The sequence below is a fragment of the uncultured Sphingomonas sp. genome (assembly GCF_934560975.1).
Lineage (GTDB): Bacteria > Pseudomonadota > Alphaproteobacteria > Sphingomonadales > Sphingomonadaceae > Sphingomonas_I.
Map to the genome: position 1 here is coordinate 89,465 of NZ_CAKTFO010000007.1, position 20,403 is coordinate 109,867.

General features: G+C 67.5%; 20 protein-coding genes and 1 tRNA gene. 10 read left to right on the plus strand and 11 right to left on the minus strand.

The features are described 5' to 3' along the window. Positions 1 to 31: 31 nt before the first annotated feature. The 3 genes from Q0D93_RS07285 to Q0D93_RS07295 all read right to left on the minus strand — a co-directional run bounded on the left by Q0D93_RS07285 (position 32) and on the right by Q0D93_RS07295 (position 2,185). A complete protein-coding gene (locus tag Q0D93_RS07285; protein WP_294392452.1) occupies positions 32 to 307 on the minus strand; it encodes a hypothetical protein in 276 nt (91 codons plus the stop codon). Between the two features lie 190 nt (positions 308 to 497). Then, positions 498 to 965, minus strand: a complete 468-nt coding sequence (locus tag Q0D93_RS07290) for a DUF2721 domain-containing protein (RefSeq protein ID WP_294392454.1) — start codon at positions 963 to 965, stop codon at positions 498 to 500. An 8-nt stretch (positions 966 to 973) separates the two neighbouring features. Next, the gene (locus Q0D93_RS07295) at positions 974 to 2,185 is read right to left on the minus strand and encodes an LL-diaminopimelate aminotransferase (protein WP_294392456.1); all 1,212 of its coding nucleotides are present in this window, start codon (positions 2,183 to 2,185) and stop codon (positions 974 to 976) included. 112 nt (positions 2,186 to 2,297) lie between these two features. Here Q0D93_RS07295 and phaC point away from each other — a divergent pair, with 112 nt between their 5' ends. Genes phaC through Q0D93_RS07315 form a run of 4 tightly spaced genes read left to right on the plus strand, consistent with a single transcriptional unit; the run spans position 2,298 to position 5,303 of the window. Beyond that, a complete protein-coding gene (phaC, locus tag Q0D93_RS07300; protein WP_294392457.1) occupies positions 2,298 to 4,001 on the plus strand; it encodes a class I poly(R)-hydroxyalkanoic acid synthase in 1,704 nt (567 codons plus the stop codon). Positions 4,002 to 4,054: 53 nt separating this feature from the next. Next, positions 4,055 to 4,252 (plus strand): KTSC domain-containing protein, encoded by a 198-nt coding sequence (locus tag Q0D93_RS07305; protein ID WP_294392459.1) that lies wholly within the window; start codon positions 4,055 to 4,057, stop codon positions 4,250 to 4,252. A gap of 54 nt (positions 4,253 to 4,306) precedes the next feature. After that, entirely contained in the window at positions 4,307 to 4,693 is a 387-nt protein-coding gene (locus Q0D93_RS07310) for a hypothetical protein (protein WP_294392461.1), read from the plus strand. 4 nt (positions 4,694 to 4,697) lie between these two features. Beyond that, positions 4,698 to 5,303, plus strand: coding sequence for a phosphatase PAP2 family protein (locus Q0D93_RS07315; RefSeq protein WP_294392463.1), 606 nt, complete (start codon positions 4,698 to 4,700; stop codon positions 5,301 to 5,303). A 623-nt stretch (positions 5,304 to 5,926) separates the two neighbouring features. On the opposite strand, the gene Q0D93_RS07320 is transcribed toward Q0D93_RS07315, so the two are convergent. After that, a tRNA-Gly gene (locus Q0D93_RS07320) sits at positions 5,927 to 6,001 on the minus strand. 157 nt (positions 6,002 to 6,158) lie between these two features. Here Q0D93_RS07320 and Q0D93_RS07325 point away from each other — a divergent pair. The 3 genes from Q0D93_RS07325 (at position 6,159) to Q0D93_RS07335 (ending at position 8,558) form a co-directional block, all read left to right on the plus strand. Then, the gene (locus Q0D93_RS07325) at positions 6,159 to 7,052 is read left to right on the plus strand and encodes a tetratricopeptide repeat protein (RefSeq protein ID WP_294392514.1); all 894 of its coding nucleotides are present in this window, start codon (positions 6,159 to 6,161) and stop codon (positions 7,050 to 7,052) included. Next, complete coding sequence (locus Q0D93_RS07330) at positions 7,052 to 7,690, plus strand: LON peptidase substrate-binding domain-containing protein (RefSeq protein WP_294392464.1); 639 nt, start codon at positions 7,052 to 7,054, stop codon at positions 7,688 to 7,690. The genes Q0D93_RS07325 and Q0D93_RS07330 overlap by 1 nt, the downstream gene beginning before the upstream one ends. 109 nt (positions 7,691 to 7,799) lie before the next feature. Beyond that, complete coding sequence (locus Q0D93_RS07335) at positions 7,800 to 8,558, plus strand: sulfite exporter TauE/SafE family protein (RefSeq protein ID WP_294392466.1); 759 nt, start codon at positions 7,800 to 7,802, stop codon at positions 8,556 to 8,558. Between the two features lie 7 nt (positions 8,559 to 8,565). Here Q0D93_RS07335 and Q0D93_RS07340 read toward each other — a convergent pair whose 3' ends face one another. From Q0D93_RS07340 to Q0D93_RS07355, 4 genes are all read right to left on the minus strand, one after another. Continuing rightward, complete coding sequence (locus tag Q0D93_RS07340; protein ID WP_294392468.1) at positions 8,566 to 9,783, minus strand: FAD-dependent monooxygenase; 1,218 nt, start codon at positions 9,781 to 9,783, stop codon at positions 8,566 to 8,568. A 9-nt stretch (positions 9,784 to 9,792) separates the two neighbouring features. Next, positions 9,793 to 11,343, minus strand: coding sequence for an oligosaccharide flippase family protein (locus Q0D93_RS07345; protein WP_294392470.1), 1,551 nt, complete (start codon positions 11,341 to 11,343; stop codon positions 9,793 to 9,795). Positions 11,344 to 11,407: 64 nt separating this feature from the next. After that, positions 11,408 to 14,155, minus strand: coding sequence for a DNA polymerase I (polA, locus tag Q0D93_RS07350; RefSeq protein WP_294392472.1), 2,748 nt, complete (start codon positions 14,153 to 14,155; stop codon positions 11,408 to 11,410). Between the two features lie 57 nt (positions 14,156 to 14,212). After that, on the minus strand, positions 14,213 to 14,569 hold the full coding sequence (locus tag Q0D93_RS07355; protein WP_294392474.1) for a DUF4440 domain-containing protein: 357 nt from the start codon (positions 14,567 to 14,569) through the stop codon (positions 14,213 to 14,215). A 123-nt stretch (positions 14,570 to 14,692) separates the two neighbouring features. Between Q0D93_RS07355 and Q0D93_RS07360 the strand changes: the two genes are divergently transcribed. Then, positions 14,693 to 15,487, plus strand: a complete 795-nt coding sequence (locus Q0D93_RS07360; protein WP_294392516.1) for a methyltransferase — start codon at positions 14,693 to 14,695, stop codon at positions 15,485 to 15,487. A gap of 120 nt (positions 15,488 to 15,607) precedes the next feature. Here the strand turns inward: Q0D93_RS07360 and nadB are convergent, their stop codons facing one another. From nadB to Q0D93_RS07375, 3 genes are read right to left on the minus strand one after another with little or no spacing between them, the layout of a single operon-like run. Next, positions 15,608 to 17,203, minus strand: coding sequence for an L-aspartate oxidase (gene nadB, locus Q0D93_RS07365; RefSeq protein WP_294392476.1), 1,596 nt, complete (start codon positions 17,201 to 17,203; stop codon positions 15,608 to 15,610). An 8-nt stretch (positions 17,204 to 17,211) separates the two neighbouring features. After that, positions 17,212 to 17,499, minus strand: a complete 288-nt coding sequence (locus tag Q0D93_RS07370) for a hypothetical protein (RefSeq protein WP_294392478.1) — start codon at positions 17,497 to 17,499, stop codon at positions 17,212 to 17,214. Between the two features lie 4 nt (positions 17,500 to 17,503). After that, entirely contained in the window at positions 17,504 to 18,430 is a 927-nt protein-coding gene (locus Q0D93_RS07375) for an ABC transporter ATP-binding protein (protein WP_294392480.1), read from the minus strand. Between the two features lie 145 nt (positions 18,431 to 18,575). Between Q0D93_RS07375 and msrB the strand changes: the two genes are divergently transcribed. Both msrB and Q0D93_RS07385 read left to right on the plus strand, forming a co-directional pair. Then, positions 18,576 to 19,052: a peptide-methionine (R)-S-oxide reductase MsrB gene (gene msrB, locus Q0D93_RS07380; RefSeq protein ID WP_294392518.1), complete on the plus strand. Its 477-nt coding sequence runs from the start codon at positions 18,576 to 18,578 to the stop codon at positions 19,050 to 19,052. Positions 19,053 to 19,244: 192 nt separating this feature from the next. Continuing rightward, a complete protein-coding gene (locus Q0D93_RS07385; RefSeq protein WP_294392481.1) occupies positions 19,245 to 20,321 on the plus strand; it encodes a mannose-1-phosphate guanylyltransferase/mannose-6-phosphate isomerase in 1,077 nt (358 codons plus the stop codon). The last annotated feature ends 82 nt before the right edge of the window (positions 20,322 to 20,403 follow it).

Here is a 20,403-nt window from a genome sequence, read left to right on the forward strand (position 1 = left end):
GGCCGGAACGTGAGCCTGTCCGCGGGCAGGCTCAGTTCAGGGTACGCAGGTGAGTGCGGGCGCGGCGCTGGGCTTCGGCGACTTCGCGCGCGGTCATGTCCAGGGCCAGGCTGGTGCGGGCGGCGGCGGCGCGGGGATCGCCGTGCATCGCGGCCAGGTTGAACCACTTGTGCGCTTCGACCAGGTCCATCGTCTCGCTCGCGCAGGAGCAGGCGATGCCGCGATCATACAGGTTTTCACCCAGCCCGACCGGCGGATGACGGAGGTCGGCGGAGTCGATCGCCTCGGCACGGAAATCTACGAACATGCTATCCACTCACACAAGGGTTGTTGGCCGCGACACGTTGTGTGCCCTGCGTCCGTTGAGTCCCTGTCTAGTGCTCGATAGTTAACAGAGTGCTAGGGAAACGTTGCGGGTGCGTTTTAACATGCTGTAACCTACGATATCGGCAGCGGCCGCAGGATCAACTCTGCTCGCGGCAAGAACATCGCCAAGATCAGCTACGCTCCAGAAGCTCGTCCCGGATCTGGATGGCGCGCACGGCGACCCTGACTTCCACCAGGAACAGCACCAGGCTGGCGATCAGCAGCAACAATGCCATCGCGAACATCGATGCGAGGGTGCGGGCGAAGCCGAACCCGGCGAGTCGCGCGATGAACATTGCGGCCACCACGGTGCACAAGGCCACCGCACTGGCGGTCGCCAGGAAGATGGCGTTGTTGACGATCTTCATCCGGCGGTCGAGCAGCCGCAATTCCGTCACCTGATGCGCATGGTTGGGGTGATCGCGCGGGGTAAAATCCGCCTCGATCCCGCGCGCGCGATCGACGATGCGGGTCAGCCGCCCGGTCAGCATGTTCAGGATGATGCCGATGCCGTTCAGCAGGAAGGCCGGGGCCAGCGCGAGTTGAATCGTGTTCGCCAGCCCCGGGAGGCTCGAGACGTGGAAGATGTCGTCGAGCATGGCGCCGATCAGCCGACCTGGCTGGCTTTGGCCGCGTTGACGCCCATGCTGGCCAGGTAACGCTTCACGTTGCGCGCGGCCTGGCGGATGCGATGTTCATTCTCGACCAGCGCGATGCGGACATAGCCCTCGCCTTCCTCCCCGAAGCCAACGCCGGGCGCGACCGCCACCTGCGCATGGGTGAGCAGCTGCTTGGAGAATTCCAGCGCGCCGAGGTGGCGCAAGGCCGGCGGGATCGGTGCCCAGGCGAACATCGACGCTTCCGGCGAGGGGATGTCCCACCCTGCCCGGCCGAAGCTTTCCACCAGCACGTCGCGGCGGCATTTGTAGAGCTTGCGGTTGCTTTCCACAATGTCCTGCGGCCCGTTGAGCGCCGCCACCGCCGCCGCCTGGATCGGCGTGAAGGCGCCATAATCGAGGTAGGACTTCACCCGGGTCAGAGCGGAGATGAGCGTGCGGTTGCCGACCGCGAAGCCGATCCGCCAGCCGGCCATCGAATAGGTCTTGGACAGCGACGTGAATTCAATCGCCACGTCCTTGGCGCCCGGCACCTGCAGGATCGACGGCGTGGGCGTGTCGCCGAAGTAGATTTCGGCATAGGCCACGTCCGACAGCACCCACAGCTTGTGTTCCTTGGCGAAGGCGACGACCTGTTCGTAGAATTTCAGGTCCGCGACATAGGCCGTGGGATTGGACGGGTAGCCGATCACCAGCACCGAAGGCTTCGGCACTGTATACGCCATCGCATATTCCAGCCGGGTGAAGAAATCCGGCCCCGGCGCGGCCGGGATCGAGCGGATGGCGGCGCCGGCGATGATGAAGCCGAACGTGTGGATCGGGTAAGACGGATTGGGCGCCAGCACCACGTCGCCCGGCGCGGTGATCGCCTGCGCCAGATTGGCCAGCCCTTCCTTGGAGCCGAGCGTCACCACCACTTCCTTGTCGGCATCGAGGTCGACGCCGAAGCGGCGGGCATAATAAGCGGCCTGCGCCTTCTTCAGCCCCTTGATGCCGGACGATGCGGAATAGCCGTGCGCGCTGGGATTGCGCGCCACCTCGCACAATTTGTCGATGACATGAGGAGCCGGCGCGCCATCGGGATTGCCCATGCCGAGGTCGATGATGTCCTCACCCGCCGCGCGCGCCGCCGCCTTCATCGCATTCACTTCGGCGAACACGTAAGGGGGCAAACGGCGGATGCGGTAGAATTCCTCGGTCATCTTTACCTCGGGTAGAAACAAGCCTCTTTGCGAGCGGGCGCGGATCGCCCATCTTGCCGGGGCGACGCCGCTATACCTGCTTAGCGGCCCTTTGGCACCCGTGGGGAGAGGCATGGCCGAGAAACAGGACAGCCTGCTGGACGAGATGGCGCATTGGACCGGCGTGATCGGCCAGATGCAGCAGTTGCTGATGGAGCATGGCGCCTCCGCCGCGCTGAAAATGGCCGACGACACGGCCGAGATCATGGCCAAGAGCCGGATCGAGCCCAAGGCGGTGCTGGACGCGCGGAATGCGTGGTGGAAGGACGCGGTGTCGGCGTGGTCCGCGCTGCTACCGTCGCGCGATGGCCAGGGCGACCGCCGCTTCAAGGGCGCGCAATGGGAAGAGCCGCTGTTCGACCTGATCCGCCAAAGCTACACGGCGATTGCCGACCAGCTGCTGAAGGGCGTGGACGCGGCGGAGGGGCTGGATCCCCGGATGAAGGAGCAATTGCGCTTCACCACCCGCAGCTTCGTCGACGCGATGAGCCCGGCCAATTTCGCGCTGACCAATCCGCAGGTGCTGGACCGCATCTTTGAAACGCGCGGGCGCAACCTGATCACCGGGCTGGAACGAATGCTGGCGGATATCGGCAAGGGGCAGATCACCCATGTCGGCGCGGGCGCGTTCGAGGTCGGCAAGAACCTGGCCGTCACGCCGGGCAAGGTGATCAAGGAAACACCGCTCTACCAGCTAATCCATTATGCGCCGACCACGCCCAGGGTACAGGCGACGCCGGTGCTGATCTTCCCGCCATGGATCAACCGCTTCTACATCCTCGACCTCAGCCCTGAGAAGAGCTTTGTGAAATGGGCGGTCGATCAGGGCTTGTCCGTGTTCATGGTGTCGTGGAAGTCGGCGGACGCGGCGATGGCCACGACCACCATGGACGATTATGTCCTGCGCGGCGAGCTTGATGCGATCGACACGGTGCGCGAACTGCTGGACGTGCCGAGCGTCCATGTGGTCGGCTATTGCGTGTCGGGCACGGCCCTGTCGATGCTGCTGGCGTGGGCGGCGGCGCAGGGCGAGGCGGCCAAGGTGGCATCCGCGACCTTCTTCACCGCGCAGGTCGATTTCAGCGAGGCGGGCGACCTCGGCCTGTTCGTGGACGATGCGCAACTGGGCATGATCGAGCATCTGGCGACGGACGGCTTCCTGGACGGGCGCTACATGGGCGCGACGTTCAACCTGCTGCGCGGGCGCGACCTGATCTGGAACTATGTGGTCAACAATTACCTGCTGGCCGACGACTATCGCCCGTTCGACCTGCTCCACTGGAACAGCGACGTCACCAACCTGCCCGCCGACTGGCACCGCCGCTACCTGGCGGATTTCTACCGCGACAACCGGCTGGTAAAGGGCGAACTGACCGTGGACGGGGTCTCGATCGACCTGTCGCGGGTGACCACGCCCGCCTATGTCCAGGCGGGCCGGGAGGACCATATCGCGCCGCCGGAAAGCGTTTGGAAAGTGACCCATCATTTCGCCGGGCCGCTGCGCTTCGTGCTGGCGGGATCGGGGCACATTGCCGGCGTGGTCAACCCGCCCGCCGCCAACAAATATCAATATTGGACCAACGAGGGAGACGCGAAGACCCTGCCCGATTTCGTCGCGGGCGCGACCGAGCACAAGGGCAGTTGGTGGCCCGACTGGCTCGCCTGGATCGGGACGCAATCCGGCGGCGAGGTGCCGGCGGACAGCGCGCGCATCCCCGGCGGAGGCGCGCTGCCGGCGATCGAGGACGCGCCCGGCCGCTATGTCGGGCTGCGCTGAACCGCGCCCGCTTCGCACACGGAGACCGGGGATCGGCCGGGCGTTATCAGGCCATGCCCTCCTCGGTCATCCGAACCCACGATTATGACCCGGCGCGGCGGAGGTTGACGATCACGTTCCAGAGCGGGATCCGCTATGCCTATCGCGACGTGCCGGCAGAGGTAGCCGCAGGGCTGGATGACGCGGCGTCGTGGGGCGAATATTTCAACGCGGCGATCCGCGACCATTATGGCTTCGAACGCCTGCGCTGACCACAGCTTCGGAACCCGGCACCGTCATACGAGTCCTCCCATCAGGAGTATGCGATGGCGAAGAAGAACAAGGACAAGCAGGACAAGAGGCAGCGCAAGGACAAGCGCAAGGCGCAGGATGCGCCGGCGCTGCCCAAGGAGCTGCGCGCGGTTGCCGGTGTGGTGACGCATCTGGTCAACAGCCCGCTGGCGCGCGAGGTCGCGGCGGCGGCCTTGGTGGCGGCGGCGTCGGCGCTGGTCGTCCGGCGCGACGACCAGGACCCGGCCGGTGCGGCGCGCGGCGGAACGGGCTGGCATCCCGAACAGGCGGGCGCCAACCTCGCCAACCTGCTGGTGCAGGGGGTGTCCGGCTTGCTGCGCGGCGGCGACCGGAGTGGCGAGGGGCCGAGCACAAACAAGGCACCCTCCGCTCCCCATGCCAAGCCGAAGCTGGTGCCCTGACATCATGGTGAAACCCAGGGGGAAGGACGCGGCGACCACGATCGAGCAGGCCGAACTGGCCCTGATCGAGCGGGCCGCACCATGGCTGCGCAAACCCGCCGTCCAGGCGCTGGCCGCGATCGGCAAGATCGGAGACCAGCCGCCTCTGCTGGCGCTGTCGGGCGCGGTGATGGCGGCCGGGCTGCTCCGCCGCGACGTGAAGCTGGCGCGAACCGGCGCGCGGATGACGCTGGCGCATGTGCTGGCCACCGCCGCCAAGACGGTGGGCAAGAACAATCTCGACCGGACGCGCCCGCGCGAGCATCTGGAACACGGCAATTACCGGATGGAGCGCGGCCGCTCGCACGATCCGGCGCTGCGCTCCTTCCCGTCGGGGCATACGGCGGGCGCGGTGGCGCTCGGCCGGGCGGTGGCGCGCGAATATCCGAATCATGCCGTGGCGGCGCAGGCGGCGGCGGGCGCGATCGGCGTGCTGCAGGTGCCCCGCCGGGCGCACTTCCCGACCGACGTGCTGGCCGGCGCCGTGATCGGCCTTGCGGCGGAGGCCCTGGTCGCCGGCGCCGTCACGCTCGCGTGGCGGGCGAAGGATGCCGTAGACGCCCGGCGTTGAGGGGGCGCTCGCGAACCGCGAAGGTTGCCCCTGCCAACGGCCGCCACGCCCCTCTATCCACCGTTGCGCCTCCTTATCGTCGCCCTAGCGGAGGCAGGGCCCATATCTCTCGCACCATGGATTGCCGCTCGGGGTGGAACACCCACCGCATATCTTGGCGTCGGTATCCACACGGGACAGAGATGGGCCTGCGTCCGCAGGAACGACGGAGGAGTGGTTGAGGCCTTCGGTGCGGCTGCCCTGCTTATTGCGACACCAAGCAATGCCCCGCCTGTCCGGCTGCTGCACCCTGGCGGAAGCCTCCCAGCCGTCGCCGCGGCGGAGGCAAGCCCATATCTCTCGCGTCGCATATTGCCGCTGGGGGTCGGATCGATCGGCGCGGACCTCGGCGTGAGCATCCGGACGGGACAGAGATGGGCCCCGCCTCCATGGAGGCGACGGGAGAAGAGGAGAATGCGCCCGGCAATTCGAGATAGGGGGCCGCCCAGTTTGATGACGGATCATGGTTCGGCGCAGGATCACCGACGCGCGACCGGTCAACGCCAACGACGCCGTGTCATCACGCCGTCAACGATCGGCCCTATATGTCCTGGGAAGCCGGGACCATGTCCCGGCAAACAAACTGGAGCGGGCGAAGGGATTCGAACCCTCGACCCCAACCTTGGCAAGGTTGTGCTCTACCCCTGAGCTACGCCCGCTCGGCGTTTGGCGGGGAGCAACTCCCCGTCGGTGTGGGGGCCAACTAGCGCCCGAATCCAAGCCGCGCAAGCCCCCTTTCTCACTCTTGTCTCATTCTCTCGGCGAAACCACATAGGGCGCGACAATCAGGAGATACGCACCTTGGCCACTTTGGGGATGAGCGCGGCTGACCGCGAGGCGATCGAGGCCTTCAAGCGCGATGTGATCGAACCGTCGATGAACGCGCTGGTGATACTCGATTTCTGGGCGGAATGGTGCGGGCCGTGCAAGCAGCTGACCCCCGTGCTGGAAAAGGTCGCGGCGAAATATGCCGGCAAGGGCGTGAAGCTCGCCAAGATCAACGTGGACGAGCAGAAGGTGGTCGCGGCCCAGTTCCGCGTCCAGTCGATCCCGACCGTCTATGCGGTGTTCCAGGGCCAGCTGGTGGCCGACCTGACCCAGGCGCGCACCGAAGGGCAGCTGAGCCAGCTGCTGGACCAGTTGCTGCGTCAATTGCCGATCGAGGGCGCGGACGATGCCCTGCACCAAGATATCGCCCCGCTGGTCGCGATGGGCGAAGAGGTGCTGGAGGCAGGCGATGCCGACCGCGCCGTGTCGATCTTCGCACAGATTGCGGAGATGGCGCCCGAGGATCCGGCGGTGATTGCCGGCCATGCCCGCGCGCTGATCGCCGCCGGGCGGCCGGAGGAGGCGCAGGCGGTGCTGGACGCCGCCCCGGATGACGCCGCCAAGGATGCCGGGATCGCGCGCGCCCGTGCCGCGCTGGCCCTTGCCGCCGAATCGGATGCCGGCGATGACCTCGGCGCGTTGCGGGCGCGGGTGGACGGCAATCCCGACGATCAGGAGGCGCGGTTCGAACTGGCGGGCGCGCTGATTACCGGGAATCGTGACCTGGCCGCCGACCTGTTGCTGGGGTCGATCGAGCGGGATCGCGAATGGAACGAGGGCGCGGCGCGCAAGCGGTTGCTGACCCTGTTCGAGGCCCATGGGCTGGAGGACAAGTGGGTGGCGGCGCAACGTCGGCGGCTTTCGGCGGTTCTGTTCGGCTGATGCTGAAGACCGGGAACAGGCTGTCCATCTTTCCGCTGGCGGGCGCGCTGCTCCTGCCACGCGGCTTCCTGCCGCTGCACGTCTTCGAGCCGCGCTACCGGGCCCTGGTCAGCGATGCGCTGGCGCGTGACCGCCGCATCGCCATGATCCAGCCGGCCGGCGGACAGGAGGATGCGCTGCACCCCGATCTGTTCGGGGTCGGCTGCGTCGGCAAGATCGAGCATGTCGAGGCGCTGGCGGACGGCAAGTTCAACCTGGTGCTGCGTGGCCTCACCCGCTTCCGCCTGCTCAATGAAATGGATGTGGCGACACCATTTCGCCAGGTGATGGGCGACACCGACGCCTTTGCCGTCGACGAACAGGACCCCGATCCCCTGCCCAGCGTGGTGCGCGCCGATGTGGAGCGCGCCGCCCGCCGCTTCGCCGATGCCCATGGTTATGAGATCGACTGGGGCGGGGTCGAGCGGCTGGACGACGAGGCGCTGGTCAACGGCCTGTCGCAGGTGCTGCCGTTCGATCCGGCCGCCAAGCAGGGCCTGCTGGAGGCGGCGGACCTAGGCGTACGCGCGGACGTGCTGGTCGAGTTGCTGACCTTTTCGTCGGCGGGCGATGAAAGCGACGGCCATACCCTGCAATAGATAAAGCTTAGCCCACGGCTTTTGACGCACCAGACCCGAGCGGTTAGTTCTCCTACCCAAAGCTAGGCCATTATTGCCGGTTCATGTCTGGGGAGCAAAGGTGCCGGGATTGTTCGATATCGACCTGGCGCAGTTGCTGCCCTTTATCGCGGTCGGCTTCGTGGCGCAGGTGATCGACGGCGCGATGGGCATGGCGTTCGGCGTCATTTCCAACACGCTGCTGATCAGCCTGGGCGTGCCGCCCGCCGCCGCATCGGCCGGGGTCCATGCGGTGGAGACATTCACCACGGCGGCATCGGGCATCAGCCACGTCCTGCACCGCAACGTCGATTGGCAGCTGTTCTCCCGCCTGGCCATTCCCGGCATCGTCGGCGGATTTTTGGGCGCCTATGTGCTGAGCAACATCAGCGCGGGCGCGGCGCGGCCGTTCGTGTTCGCCTATCTGACCGCGATCGGCCTCTACCTGCTGTGGCGCGGACTTAAATATCCCCCGGCCGACAAGAAGCCCAAGGTGGTGGCGCCGCTGGGGCTGGTGGGCGGCTTCCTGGATGCGGCGGGGGGCGGCGGCTGGGGGCCGATCGTGACCAGCAACCTGCTGGTTCAGGGCGCCAGTCCGCGCCGGACGGTGGGCACCGTCAACACCACCGAGTTCTTTTTGACCCTGACCGTGTCCGCGACCTTCCTGGCCCATTTCGGGCTGGCGACCTTTACCCAGGCGATGCTGGGCCTGCTGATCGGCGGGATCGTGGCCGCGCCCTTCGGGGCGATCATCGCCAAGCGCATCCCGGCCAAGACGCTGATGATCCTGGTGGGTGCGGTGCTGACGCTGACCAGCCTTTACGGCGTCGCCGCCGCATTGCTGCGCTAGCGGCCGATCAGACTGTCTCGCCCTGTAGCAGCTTGGGCAGCGTGCCGGTCTCGCCCCGCGCCTCTTGCATGAAGCGGCGCTGCAGCGGCGGGATGCGCGACACCATGTCGAGCCCGAAGCGGCGGATGGCGCGCGGTGCCCGGCCCGGCAGCCCGAACAGGCGCGTCAGGCTGTCGGTAGCCGCCGCGACCAGGAAGCTGTCCAGCGCCCGCCAGCGTTCGTATCGCTCCAGCACCTGCGCATCGCCCAGGTCCATCCCCAGCCGCGCGGCATCGACCAGCACCTCCGCCAAAGCGGCGGCGTCGCGGAAGCCGAGGTTGAGGCCCTGCCCCGCGATCGGGTGGATGCCGTGCGCGGCGTCACCGACCAGCGCCAGCCGTTCCGCCGTGATGCGCGCGGTGTGGTGGAAACCAAGCGGATAGGAAGAACGCGGGCTGGCCGACCGCAAGCGCCCGAGCATCCCGCCCATGCGCTTCTCCGCCTCCGCCAGGAAAGCGCGGTCGGGCAGGTCCAGCATCGCCAGCCCCTGTTCCTCGGCGACGGTCCAGACGATGGCGGAGCGGGGCCCCTCCGCATCGTCCCGCATCGGCAGCAGGGCGAAGGGGCCGCTGGGGTAGAAGATTTCGTGCGCCACCTGCCCATGGGGCTTTTCGTGCCCCAGCGTCGCGATGATCGCGCGATGATGGTAGTTCCAGCGCGCGACCCGGATGCCGGCCGCCGTGCGCGTGGGCGAGTTGCGCCCTTCCGCCGCGATCAGCAAAGGCGCGGCAAAGCGGCGTCCGTCCGCCAGCGTCACGCGCCCGGCAGCGGCGTCGCGCTCCACCAGCGCGGGCGTGGCGGGGGCGAGCAGGGTCAGGTGCTCCGCCGCCACCGCCGCCTCGTGCAAGGCCCGGCGCAGCGCACGATTTTCATACATCACGCCCAGCGGGCCGCTGTTCGGATCGGGATCGAACACCAAAGCGCGCGGGGCGAGGCCGTCGGTGACGCGGATCGATCCGATCGGGCACCCCTGCCCTGCCAGCCGCGCACCGACGCCGATCGCGTCCAGCATATGGTGGCTGGCGCTGGACACCGCGGAGGCGCGACCGTCGAAGCCCCTGGCGAGCGCGGATGCGGGATCGACCGGATCGACCACGATGCTCGACAGGCCATGCGCGTCGAGCGCGATGCCCAAGGTCAGGCCGACCAGCCCCCCGCCGAGGATGATGACGTCTGCGCGTTCCATGTGCCGTCCTTACGCTGCCGCAGGCGCCTTGCGGAAGAGCGCGCGGTCATCCTGATTGAAGCCCCTGAACCAGATATAGGCACCGAACGCGCCTAGGATCAGGGGGACGCCCAACGCCAGTTCCACCCACTCGAAGCGGTGAGACAGGCGGGTGACGCCCCAGCCGACGATCGCCGCCGGGATCGCCGCCCACACCAACGACTGCCGCCAGCCATTGACCCGTGCACCCAGCAGGCGATGGAGCAGGAAAGCCTTGGCCACGGAGGCGAGCGCCAGCCCGAGCGCGAGCGCGATGGCTGGCCCGGCGGCGGCGATCGCGTCGTTGCGAGGCACGGGGCGCGGCTTGATCCAGCCCGCATCCGCGAGCAGCGGCAGAACGGCGCGCAGCAGCAGCACCAGCACCACCGACATCACCACCTGCACCACGATCATCAGCACGGAGATCAACAGGTTGCGCCACGGGGCGACATAGATCAGCGCCGCCTCGCTCACCACGGCAGTGGCGGCGATCGCCTCCGCCGCGAGCAGCACGGCGAGCGCGCCGGTGCCGCCGACGAAGCCGGGGCCGACCAGCCCCATCACCGCCTTGCCGGGGATCGACAAAGCGAGCGCGATCCCGATCTGCGCCGCGAGGATCCAGAAGCCGACCTGCCGCACCTGCTTGGCGACGGCGACCTTGTTTCCTTCCGCCAGGTTCTGGGTGATGACGGGCCCCAGAATGGGATCGAAGCTGGTCTTCAATTTCTGCGGCAGGGACGCGACCTGCTGGGCCACGTAATAGATGCCGACGATCGCGGGCGAGAAGAACAGGCCCAGCATCGCCACGTCCAGCCGGCGCGAGCCCCATTCGATCGCGTCCGCACCCGCCAGCGGCAGGTTGCGCATCGCGGTCTTGGACAATTGCACCGGCTCCGGCCGCCAGCCGCGCGGGGGCCCATAGCTCTTGAACAAGGGCCAGAGCGACGCCGCCAGCGCCGCCGCCGCCGAAATGGCATAGGCCATGATCAGGCCGTCGCGCGTCGAATAGAAAGCGAAGGCAAAGGCGGCGATGCTGATCGCCCACGGCTCGATCAACGACCGCGCTTTGACCGTTGCGCCCACGTCGCCGCGATAGGCCAGCGCGGCCAGGGCAATGTCCGATCCCACCCAGCCGAACACGGTCAACGCCAGCAGCCGGTCGAGCCCGTTGATCGCGCTGTTCGGAAACATGATCTGCGGCACGACCAGCAATATGCCCACCGCCAGCACCGACGTCAGCCAGCCGAGCAGCAGGCCGTCCCACACCACATGCACATGCTCGCGATGGGTGCGCGACAATTGCTGCGCCAGGCCGCGCTTCAGCCCCATGGTGGCGATCTGCCCGGCAAACTCCACCACGATGGTGGCATAGGCAAAGCGGCCGAGCGCGTCCGCGCCATACCAGCGGCCGGCGATGAACAGGAAGGGCAGCCGCGCCGCCAGGCGGAGCAGGAAGCCGAAGAAGTTGGTGCGCCCGCCCTTGGCCAGCGCCTCGATATCGCCCGGCCCGGTGGCGTCGAGCGTCGCAGCGGCCGCCGTCACCAGCGGTCACCCGCAGGGGCGAGGATGGCGGAGGAAGCAGGCGGGCGGAGATACGGCACGCAGCTCAATGCGCGTCGCCCCAGCTGCGGCCGGTACCGATCTCGATCCCCAGCGGCACGGACAGGGTGACGTGGGGTTCAGCGGCGGTCGCCATCACATGCTCGATCACCGGCCTGGCGGCATCGACCTGACCTTCCGGCACTTCAAACACCAGCTCGTCATGCACCTGCAGCAGCATCCGCACGTCACCCAATCCGGCATCGGCCAGCGCCGCCGGCATCCGCACCATCGCACGCTTGATGATGTCGGCGCTGGTGCCCTGAATCGGCGCGTTGACCGCCTGACGCTCCGCGCCCTGACGTTCGCCCACGGTTTTGCCCTTGATCCCCGGCAGGTGCGTCTTGCGCCCGAACAGGGTGGTGACGAAGCCCTTCTCGCGCACCTGTGCCACGGTTTCGGCGATGTAGTTCTTCACGCCGGGAAAACGCTCGAAATAGCGGTCGATGATCGCCTGCGCCTCGCCCCGGTCGACGCCGAGCCGCCCCGCCAGCCCCCAGGAGGAGATGCCGTAAAGGATGGCGAAGTTGATCGTCTTCGCCTTGGCGCGCGTGTCGCGGTCGACCGCGCCGAACAGCTCCTCCGCCGTCAGGCTGTGAATGTCGTAGCCACGCGCGAAGGCGTCGCGCAACTGCGGGACGTCGGCCATGTGGGCGGCCAGCCGCAACTCGATCTGCGAATAGTCCGCCGCCAGCAGGACATGGCCGGCAGGCGCCACGAAGGCGTGGCGGATGCGGCGGCCATGCTCGCTGCGGATCGGGATATTTTGCAGGTTCGGATCGGTGGAGGATAACCGCCCGGTCTGCGCCACCGCCAGGCTGAAGCAGGTATGGACCCGCTCGGTCGCGGGATTGATCTGTTGCTGGAGCGCGTCGGTATAGGTCGACTTGAGCTTGCTCAGCTGGCGCCATTCCAGCACCAGCCGGGCCACGTCCGCGCCGTCCGCCGCCAGCCTTTCCAGCTCGGTCACGTCGGTGGAATAGACGCCGCTCTTGCCCTTGCGCCCGCCGGCGAGGCCGAGGCGGTCGAACAGCACCTCGCCCAGCTGCTTGGGGCTGCCGATGGTGAAGGGGCCGCCCGCTGCGTCGTGCACCGCCGCTTCCAGCCGCACGATCTCATCCCCAAACTGGGTGGACAGGCGGTGCAGTTCCTCACGATCGACCAGGATGCCGGCGCGCTCCATTTCGGCCACGACAGGCACAAGCGGGCGATCGACCAGTTCGTAGACGCGGGTCGCGGCCTCCTGCGCCAGTCGCGGCTTCAGCCGCTTCCACAGACGCAGCGTGACGTCCGCATCCTCCGCCGCATATTCGGTCGCGCGGTCGAGCGGCACCCGATCGAAGCTGATCTGGTTCTTGCCGGTGCCGCACACATCCTTGAACGCGATGCAGGCATGGTCGAGGTGGCGCTTGGCAAGGTCATCCATGCCATGCCCGCCAAGGCCCGCGTCCAGATCGTAGGACAGGATCATCGTGTCGTCATACGGCGCGACGTCGATGCCGGCGCGGCGGAACATCACCAGATCATATTTCAGGTTCTGGCCGACCTTCAGCACCGCCCGATCCTCCAGCAGCGGCTTCAGCCGGGCGAGCACCAGGGGATGGTCGAGCTGCGCCGGGCGTTCGGTCAGCAGGTCTTCACCGCCCCGGCCATGACCGACCGGAATGTAGCAGGCCTTGCCCGGTGCCACCGACAGGCTGACGCCGACCAGATTGGCGCGGATGCAGTCGATCCCGTCCGTCTCCGTATCGACCGCGACCACGCCCGCGGCGGAGGCGGCGGCGATCCAGCGGTCCAGCGCCTCCTCGGTCGTGACCGTCTCGTAATCGGCATGGACGAACGGCACCGCTTCCTCGACCCGCGCCGGCAGCGCCGCGCTGGCCTCCTCGCCGCCAAGCTTGGTCAGAAGCGAGCGGAAGCCCTGGTCGGCCAGGAAAGCCTGCAACGGTTCCTTGGGCAGCCCCTTCATCGCCAGCTCGTCCAGCGGCTGCGGCAGCGACCGGTCGCACACCAGGCGCACCAACTCGCGGCTCAGTCGCGCGGCATCGGCATGGTCGATCAGGGCCTGGCGCAGCTTGGGCTTCTTGATCTCGGACGCGGCGGCCAGCACGCCTTCCAGGTCGCCATGGGTGTTGATCAGTTCGGACGCCGTCTTCGGCCCGACACCGGGCACACCCGGAACATTGTCGACGCTGTCGCCCATCAGCGCCAGCACGTCGCCCAATTGTTCGGGGCGCACGCCGAACTTCTCCTGCACATGCTCCACGCTCAGGCGACGATTGTTCATGGTGTCGAGCATGTCCAGCCGATCGGGTTCGATCAGCTGCATCAGATCCTTGTCGGTGCTGACGATCGTCACCTTCCAGCCCGCCGCGAGCGCGGCCTTGGAATAGCAAGCGATGATGTCGTCCGCCTCCAGCCCCTCTTCCTCGATGCAGGGCAGCGAGAAGGCGCGGGTGGCCTCGCGGATTACCGGGAATTGCGGCTTCAGATCTTCCGGCGGCGGCGGACGGTGCGCCTTGTACTGGTCGTACATATCGTTGCGGAAGGTCTTGGACGATGCGTCGAAGATCACCGCCATGTGCGTGGGACCGTCCGCGGCGTGCAGCTCCTCCACCAGCTTCCACATCATGGTGGTGAAGCCGTAGACCGCGCCTGCCGGCTGGCCATGCTTGTTGGTGAGCGGCGGCAGGCGATGATAGGCCCGGAAGATGTAACCGGACCCGTCGACCAGATAGAGATGGTTGGGGGACATAAGCGTGCCGCTGTAGCAGCCGTCACGCCGTAGCGCGAGCGGCTGCTACCTTGTGGCTCACGTCATCTTGAGCGGGGGCGTCTGCTGATGCTGCACCACCCGCCATTCCTCGTGCGCGATGCGGCGATAGGTGGAGGTGCAATAGGCCTCATACGCCTCGTCGCCCTCGCGCGCGTCCGCCTTGTAGGCGACCACGATCAGGCCCTCTTGCGGGCGGGCGACCTGGCGCTGGCTGAGCGTCACGCTGTCCCAGCGAGGCGTGCTGGCGACGGATTCGATCGCCTGCTGGCCGCTCAGCACGAAGGGCGGGTGCGGCAGCGCCATCAGGCATTCGTCGTCGATCGATTCGCGATAATGTTCGGCATCGGCGGTCCACAGGCTTTCCTCGAAGCCCCATACGCGATCATCGTCCATGGTCCGTCTCCTTGCGCTGTTCGGGAAGTTCGCTGTCCAACCCGGCGGCGGACAACCTGTTCCGCTGGCTTGCACGGCTCAACGGTGGCGGGCATCATTGTTTCACTATCCGGGAGAACCATGATGCGCCTGCTTGCCTCCGCCGCCCTGCTCTCCTTTACGGCCTTGGCCACCCCGGCCGTGGCGCAGAAAGGTGCCATCAGTGCCGCCGTGGCGAACCCGGACCGGCCGGAGGCGGAGCGCGCACGCGACCGCTATCGCCATCCGGTGGAGACGCTGACCTTCTTCGGCGTGACGCCCACCCAGACGGTGGTGGAATATTCGCCGGGCGGGGGCTGGTATACGCGTATCCTGATGCCGCTGCTGGCGGACAAGGGCAGCTACGTCGCCGCGACCAGTCCGCGCGGGCCGGACGGGGCCAAGGCACTGGTCGCCAAGGGCCCGGGCGCGGCGCGCGCCAAGGTCATCGCCTTCGATCCCGCCGGCACGGCCGAGCTTGCCCCCGCCGCCGGCGCGGATCGGGTGCTGACGTTCCGCAACGTCCACAATCTGCTGATGGCGAAGGACGGGGGGCCGGACGGAGCAGCGCCCGCTTTCTTCGCGGCGGCGTTCAAGGCGTTGAAGCCGGGCGGCGTGCTGGGCGTGGTGGACCACCGCCTGCCCGAAAACGCCTCGGCCGAGCGGGAGAAGACCAGCGGCTATGTGAAGCGTTCCACCGTGGTGCGCCTCGCCACCGCCGCCGGCTTCACACTGGCCGGCGAGAGCCAGGTCAACGCCAACCCGAAGGATAGCGCCGACTGGCCCAAGGGCGTGTGGACCCTGCCGCCGACGCTGCAACTGGGCGAGCAGGACCGCGCGAAGTACGTCGCCATCGGCGAAAGCGATCGCATGACCCTGCGCTTCGTCAAGCCGCGCTGAGGGGCAATTCGATCTGGCGGGAACAGTGCTCCGGCGAAGGCCGGAGCCCAGCTGGCTAGGGACTCGGCTCATGGTTCCGGGCTCCCGCGTTCGCAGGAGCACGGAAGGTGCTTCAAGCCCTCAGGGAACGAGGATCGTATCCCGCGCGTCGGGGGACGTGTCGGGATAGTCCAACGTATAATGCAGTCCGCGACTCTCCCTGCGGGCCAGCGCCGAGCGGACGATCAGCCCCGCGACGTCCACCAGGTTGCGCAATTCGATCAGGTCGGGCGTGATGCGGTAATTGCCGTAATAATCCTCCACCTCCTGCGCGAGCAGGGTGACGCGGTGGAGCGCGCGTTCCAGCCGCTTGGTGGTGCGGACGATGCCGACATAGTCCCACATGAAGCGCCGGATCTCGCGCCAATTGTGCTGGACGACGACATCCTCGTCCGAATCGGTGACGCGGCTTTCGTCCCAGGGGCGGATCGCACCGGGTTCGGGCAGTTCGTTCCAATGATCGTGGATGTGCTTGGCCGCCGCATCCCCGAACACGAAACATTCCAGCAGGCTGTTGCTGGCAAGCCGGTTGGCCCCGTGCAGCCCGGACTGGGTCACCTCCCCCGCCGCATAGAGGCCGGGCAGGTCGGTGCGCCCGTCGCGGTCGATCACGACCCCGCCGCACGTATAATGCATCGCCGGCACGACCGGGATCGGTTCCCGGCGGATGTCGATGCCTAGGCCCAGCAGCTTGGTCAGGATCGTCGGGAAATGATGCTCGATGAAGCCGGCCGGCCGGTGGCTGATGTCGAGGTGGACGTAATCCAGGCCGAGGCGCTTGATCTCATGATCGATCGCGCGCGCGACGATGTCGCGCGGGGCCAGTTCCGCCCGGGGATCGAAGTCGGGCATGAAGCGGTGGCCGTTGGTGGGCAGCTTCAGCAGCCCGCCCTCGCCGCGCATCGCCTCCGTAATCAGGAAGTTCTTTACCTCCAGATTGTAGAGGCAGGTCGGATGGAACTGGTTGAATTCCATGTTCGCCACCCGCGCGCCGGCCCGCCACGCCATGGCGATGCCGTCGCCGGACGCGCCGCGCGGGGCGGTGGAGAATTGGTAGACACGCCCCGCCCCGCCGGTCGCCAGAATGGTGGCGCGGGCGGAGAAGACGGCGACATCGCCGGTGTCGCGATGCAAGGCATAGACGCCGCGCACCCGCCCGTCGCCCGAATAGCGGTCCAGATGCCGGCCGGTGATCAGATCGATCGCCACCATGTCGGTGATCAGGCTGATATTGGGATGGGCGTGCGCCGCCGTTTCCAACGCGATCTGCACCGCGCGGCCGGTAGCGTCGTCGACATGGACGATGCGGCGATGGCTGTGCCCGCCTTCGCGGGTCAGGTGCCAGCGGTCATGGCCCTCGCCCTCCGTCGGGTTGAAGGGAACACCGAGTTCGGCCAGCCGCTCGATCGCGGCGGGGGCATGTTCCACCACCATCTCGACCGTGCGGCGATCGTTCAGGCCCGCGCCCGCGACCATCGTATCCTCGACATGGCTGGCGAAGGTATCCCCCTCCTCCAGCACCGCCGCGATCCCGCCCTGCGCCCAGGCGGTGGAGCCCTCGGACAGTCCGCCCTTGGCGAGCACGGCCACCTTGAACCGGTCCGCCAGGTTGAGCGCGGCCGTGAGCCCCGCCGCACCCGAACCGATGATCAGGACGTCATGATGCCGATCAGCCACGCGGCCGTTCACTCAGCCGGCTTGGCATCGAGCAGCCTGACCACCGCGGCATCATCCGCATGAAGCCGCCGCAGCCGGGCGCCGTCGCGGTCGATCCGGTCGCAGCGCCCGGTGCGCAGGCCGCGCGAGATCTGGCGGCCACGCGCCGCGTCATAGGGCTCCTCGCCCGCCCAATGATCGCAGAGCGAGCGCCGCTCGATGAAGCTACGGACGGGTGCCGGCGCCGCCCGTAGCGCGGCATCCAGCTGGGGATCGCCGAAGATGCCGATGCCGGACAGAAGAGCAAGCAGGATCAACCGATCACGCCGCCGCCGGAGCCCGCGTCAGGTTGAGGAACACGTCCTCCAGGTCCGCCTCTTGCGTGGACACGTCGACGATGCCGAGCCCGGCGGATTGCAGCGCGGCCAGCACCTCGCCCGCATTCACCTTGTCCTTGGAATAGGTGACGACCAGTTCGCGCGGGCCCTTGAGCGCGATCTTCTCGAAACAGCGCGCCTGGGGGAGGTCGGCAACGTCGCGGTCGACGGTGACCGACACCGCCTTCTCCTGCGCCATCGCCAGCAATTCGCGGGTCGGCTGATTGGCGACGACGCGACCATGGTTGATGATCGCGATCCGGTCGCAAAGCTGCTCCGCTTCCTCCAGATAGTGGGTGGTCAGCACCACCGTGGTGCCGCCGGCATTCAGTTCGCGCACATATTCCCACAATTGCTGGCGCAGCTCCACGTCCACGCCCGCTGTCGGTTCGTCCAGCACCAGCACGGGCGGATTGTGGACCAGCGCCTTGGCAACCAGCAGCCGTCGCTTCATGCCGCCCGACAGCGAGCGGGCATAAGCGTGGGCCTTGTCCTCCAGATAGACGGCGCGCAGCAGCTCCATCGAACGGCGCTGCGCCTTGGGCACGCCGTACAGGCCGGCATAGAGTTCCAGCACCTCGTACGGGGAGAAGAAGGGATCGAACACGATCTCCTGCGGGACGATGCCGATCGATCGCTTGGCGTTGCGGGGATGTTCGTCGATGTCGAACCCCCAGATTGACGCCTTGCCGCTCGTCTTGGTGACCAGGCCCGCCAGGATGTTGATGGTGGTAGACTTGCCGGCGCCGTTGGGGCCGAGCAGCCCGAATATCTGCCCGCGCGGAATATCAAGCGTGACGTCGGTCAGCGCCTGCTTTCCACCCTTGTAGACCTTGCACAATGTATCGAGGCTGATCGCGGCGTCGCTCATGCAGACGCGCATAGACCCGGGCGGCCGCCAAATCCATCCGCCTACTGCGTGCATCTCCCCCGTTGCATCGCGGCGGGTGCATCCACACCTTGGCAAGGACGGGCACGGCGAGCCGTGCGGCGGAGTGGTCGAGGGCGAGATGATGGTGAACCGGCGTGGCATTCTGGGTGCAAGCGGGCTTGCGCTGGCGATCGGGCTGTGGCCGTTCCGGCAGGGTGAGGCGGCGAGTTTTCCGGTGACGCTGAGCGATGCGGAGTGGCGCAAGCGGCTGTCCCCGCCGGCCTATCGCGTGCTGCGGCAAGAAGGCACGGAGGCACCCTTTTCCAGCCCGCTGCTGCGCGAGCATCGCGCCGGCCTGTTCACCTGCGGCGGTTGCCGGCGGCCGCTGTTCGCGTCGCGGACGAAGTTCGAGAGCGGCACCGGCTGGCCGAGTTTCTGGGCGCCGCTGAAGGACGCGGTGGGAACGCGGCGGGACATGACCTTCGGCATGAGCCGGACGGAGGTGCATTGTGCACGCTGCGGCGGGCATCTCGGCCATGTGTTCGATGACGGGCCCAAGCCCACCGGATTGCGCTATTGCATGAACGGCGCGGCGATGGGGTTCGCGCCGGCGCGCGCCTGATCCGAGCCGCGCGGCGGGCGCGCTTTCCACCGGGCGTCGCGCCCATCGGACGTAGCCCGATCTAGCCTCTAAATTCCTCGGCCGTTTCGTGGATAGAACGATGCGGTCGCGCGTTATGCGATCGAGGGGTGATATGCCCCAGCCGGGTCTGGGGCGTTGCCCCTGGCCCTGCCTTCATGTTCAGGAGATTGCATGGGCACTGCCATCACGCCGGTTATCTTGTCCGGGGGATCGGGGACGCGGCTGTGGCCGCTGTCGCGGACGGGCCGGCCCAAACAGTTGCTCAACCTGACGGCATCCGACACCATGCTGCAACTGACGGCGCAGCGCGCTCCGCGCGGCGAGCGGTTCGGCGCGCCGCTGATCGTCGCCAACGCCGCCCATGCCGACGTGATCGAATCGCAGCTGGCCGGATCGGGTGTCGAGGATGCCCGCATCATCCTGGAGCCGGCGGGCCGCAACACCGCGCCTGCCATCGCCGCCGCCGCGCTGAGCGCGGAACGCGACGAAGTGCTGCTGGTGATGCCGAGCGACCATGTCATCAAGGACGTGTCCGCATTCCAGACCGCCATCGCGGCAGCCCTGCCGCTGGTGGAGAGCGGCTGGCTGGTCACGTTCGGCATCACGCCCGACGCGCCGGAAACCGGCTATGGCTATATCAAACGCGGGGCGGAACTCGCGCCCGGCGTGGCCCAGGTCGACCAGTTCGTGGAAAAGCCCGACCGCGCCACCGCCCAGGCCTATCTGGCGGAGGGTAATTACAGCTGGAACGGCGGCATCTTCCTGTTTTCGGCGGGCGCCTTCCTTGATGCCCTGCAAACCCATGCGCCGGACATCCTGGCGGCGGTGACCAAGGCCATGGCGGCGGCGGAACATCAGGGGCGCCGCATCTATCCGGATGCGCATGACTTCGCCGCCTCGCCCTCGCAGGCAGTCGACTATGCGGTGATGGAAAAGGCCGAGCGGGTGGCGGTGGTGCCGGTCGAAATGGGCTGGTCCGACGTCGGCAGCTGGGACGCGCTGCACGCCATTTCCGAACAGGATGGCGACGGCAACGCCCATTGCGGCGAGGTGCTGGCGATCGACACCAATGGCTGCCTGATCCGCAGCGAAGGGCCGCTCGTCGCCGCGGTGGGCGTCAAGGACCTGATCGTGATCGCCACCGGCGATGCCGTGCTGATCCTGCCGCGCGGTTCGAGCCAGGAGGTGAAGCGCGCGGTAGAATCGCTGCAGAAGCAGGGACACATCACGCTCGATCGTCCGTTCTGACCGGCCGGTCCGGAGCGGAGCGGATTGCGGATGTGCCGCGGCCGGGATCATGATGGGGATGGCTGCGCAATTGTGAAGGCAG

Coding starts and splice junctions, on each gene's coding strand:
- Q0D93_RS07355 (WP_294392474.1), bottom strand. CDS start 14,569: ATGGACGATGATCGCGTATGGGGCTTCGAGGAAAGCCTGTGGACCGCC.
- Q0D93_RS07340 (WP_294392468.1), bottom strand. CDS start 9,783: ATGGAACGCGCAGACGTCATCATCCTCGGCGGGGGGCTGGTCGGCCTG.
- Q0D93_RS07330 (WP_294392464.1), top strand. CDS start 7,052: ATGCTGAAGACCGGGAACAGGCTGTCCATCTTTCCGCTGGCGGGCGCG.
- Q0D93_RS07295 (WP_294392456.1), bottom strand. CDS start 2,185: ATGACCGAGGAATTCTACCGCATCCGCCGTTTGCCCCCTTACGTGTTC.
- Q0D93_RS07310 (WP_294392461.1), top strand. CDS start 4,307: ATGGCGAAGAAGAACAAGGACAAGCAGGACAAGAGGCAGCGCAAGGAC.
- Q0D93_RS07315 (WP_294392463.1), top strand. CDS start 4,698: ATGGTGAAACCCAGGGGGAAGGACGCGGCGACCACGATCGAGCAGGCC.
- Q0D93_RS07290 (WP_294392454.1), bottom strand. CDS start 965: ATGCTCGACGACATCTTCCACGTCTCGAGCCTCCCGGGGCTGGCGAAC.
- phaC (WP_294392457.1), top strand. CDS start 2,298: ATGGCCGAGAAACAGGACAGCCTGCTGGACGAGATGGCGCATTGGACC.
- Q0D93_RS07285 (WP_294392452.1), bottom strand. CDS start 307: ATGTTCGTAGATTTCCGTGCCGAGGCGATCGACTCCGCCGACCTCCGT.
- Q0D93_RS07385 (WP_294392481.1), top strand. CDS start 19,245: ATGGGCACTGCCATCACGCCGGTTATCTTGTCCGGGGGATCGGGGACG.
- Q0D93_RS07375 (WP_294392480.1), bottom strand. CDS start 18,430: ATGAGCGACGCCGCGATCAGCCTCGATACATTGTGCAAGGTCTACAAG.
- Q0D93_RS07325 (WP_294392514.1), top strand. CDS start 6,159: ATGAGCGCGGCTGACCGCGAGGCGATCGAGGCCTTCAAGCGCGATGTG.
- polA (WP_294392472.1), bottom strand. CDS start 14,155: ATGTCCCCCAACCATCTCTATCTGGTCGACGGGTCCGGTTACATCTTC.
- Q0D93_RS07360 (WP_294392516.1), top strand. CDS start 14,693: ATGCGCCTGCTTGCCTCCGCCGCCCTGCTCTCCTTTACGGCCTTGGCC.
- Q0D93_RS07305 (WP_294392459.1), top strand. CDS start 4,055: ATGCCCTCCTCGGTCATCCGAACCCACGATTATGACCCGGCGCGGCGG.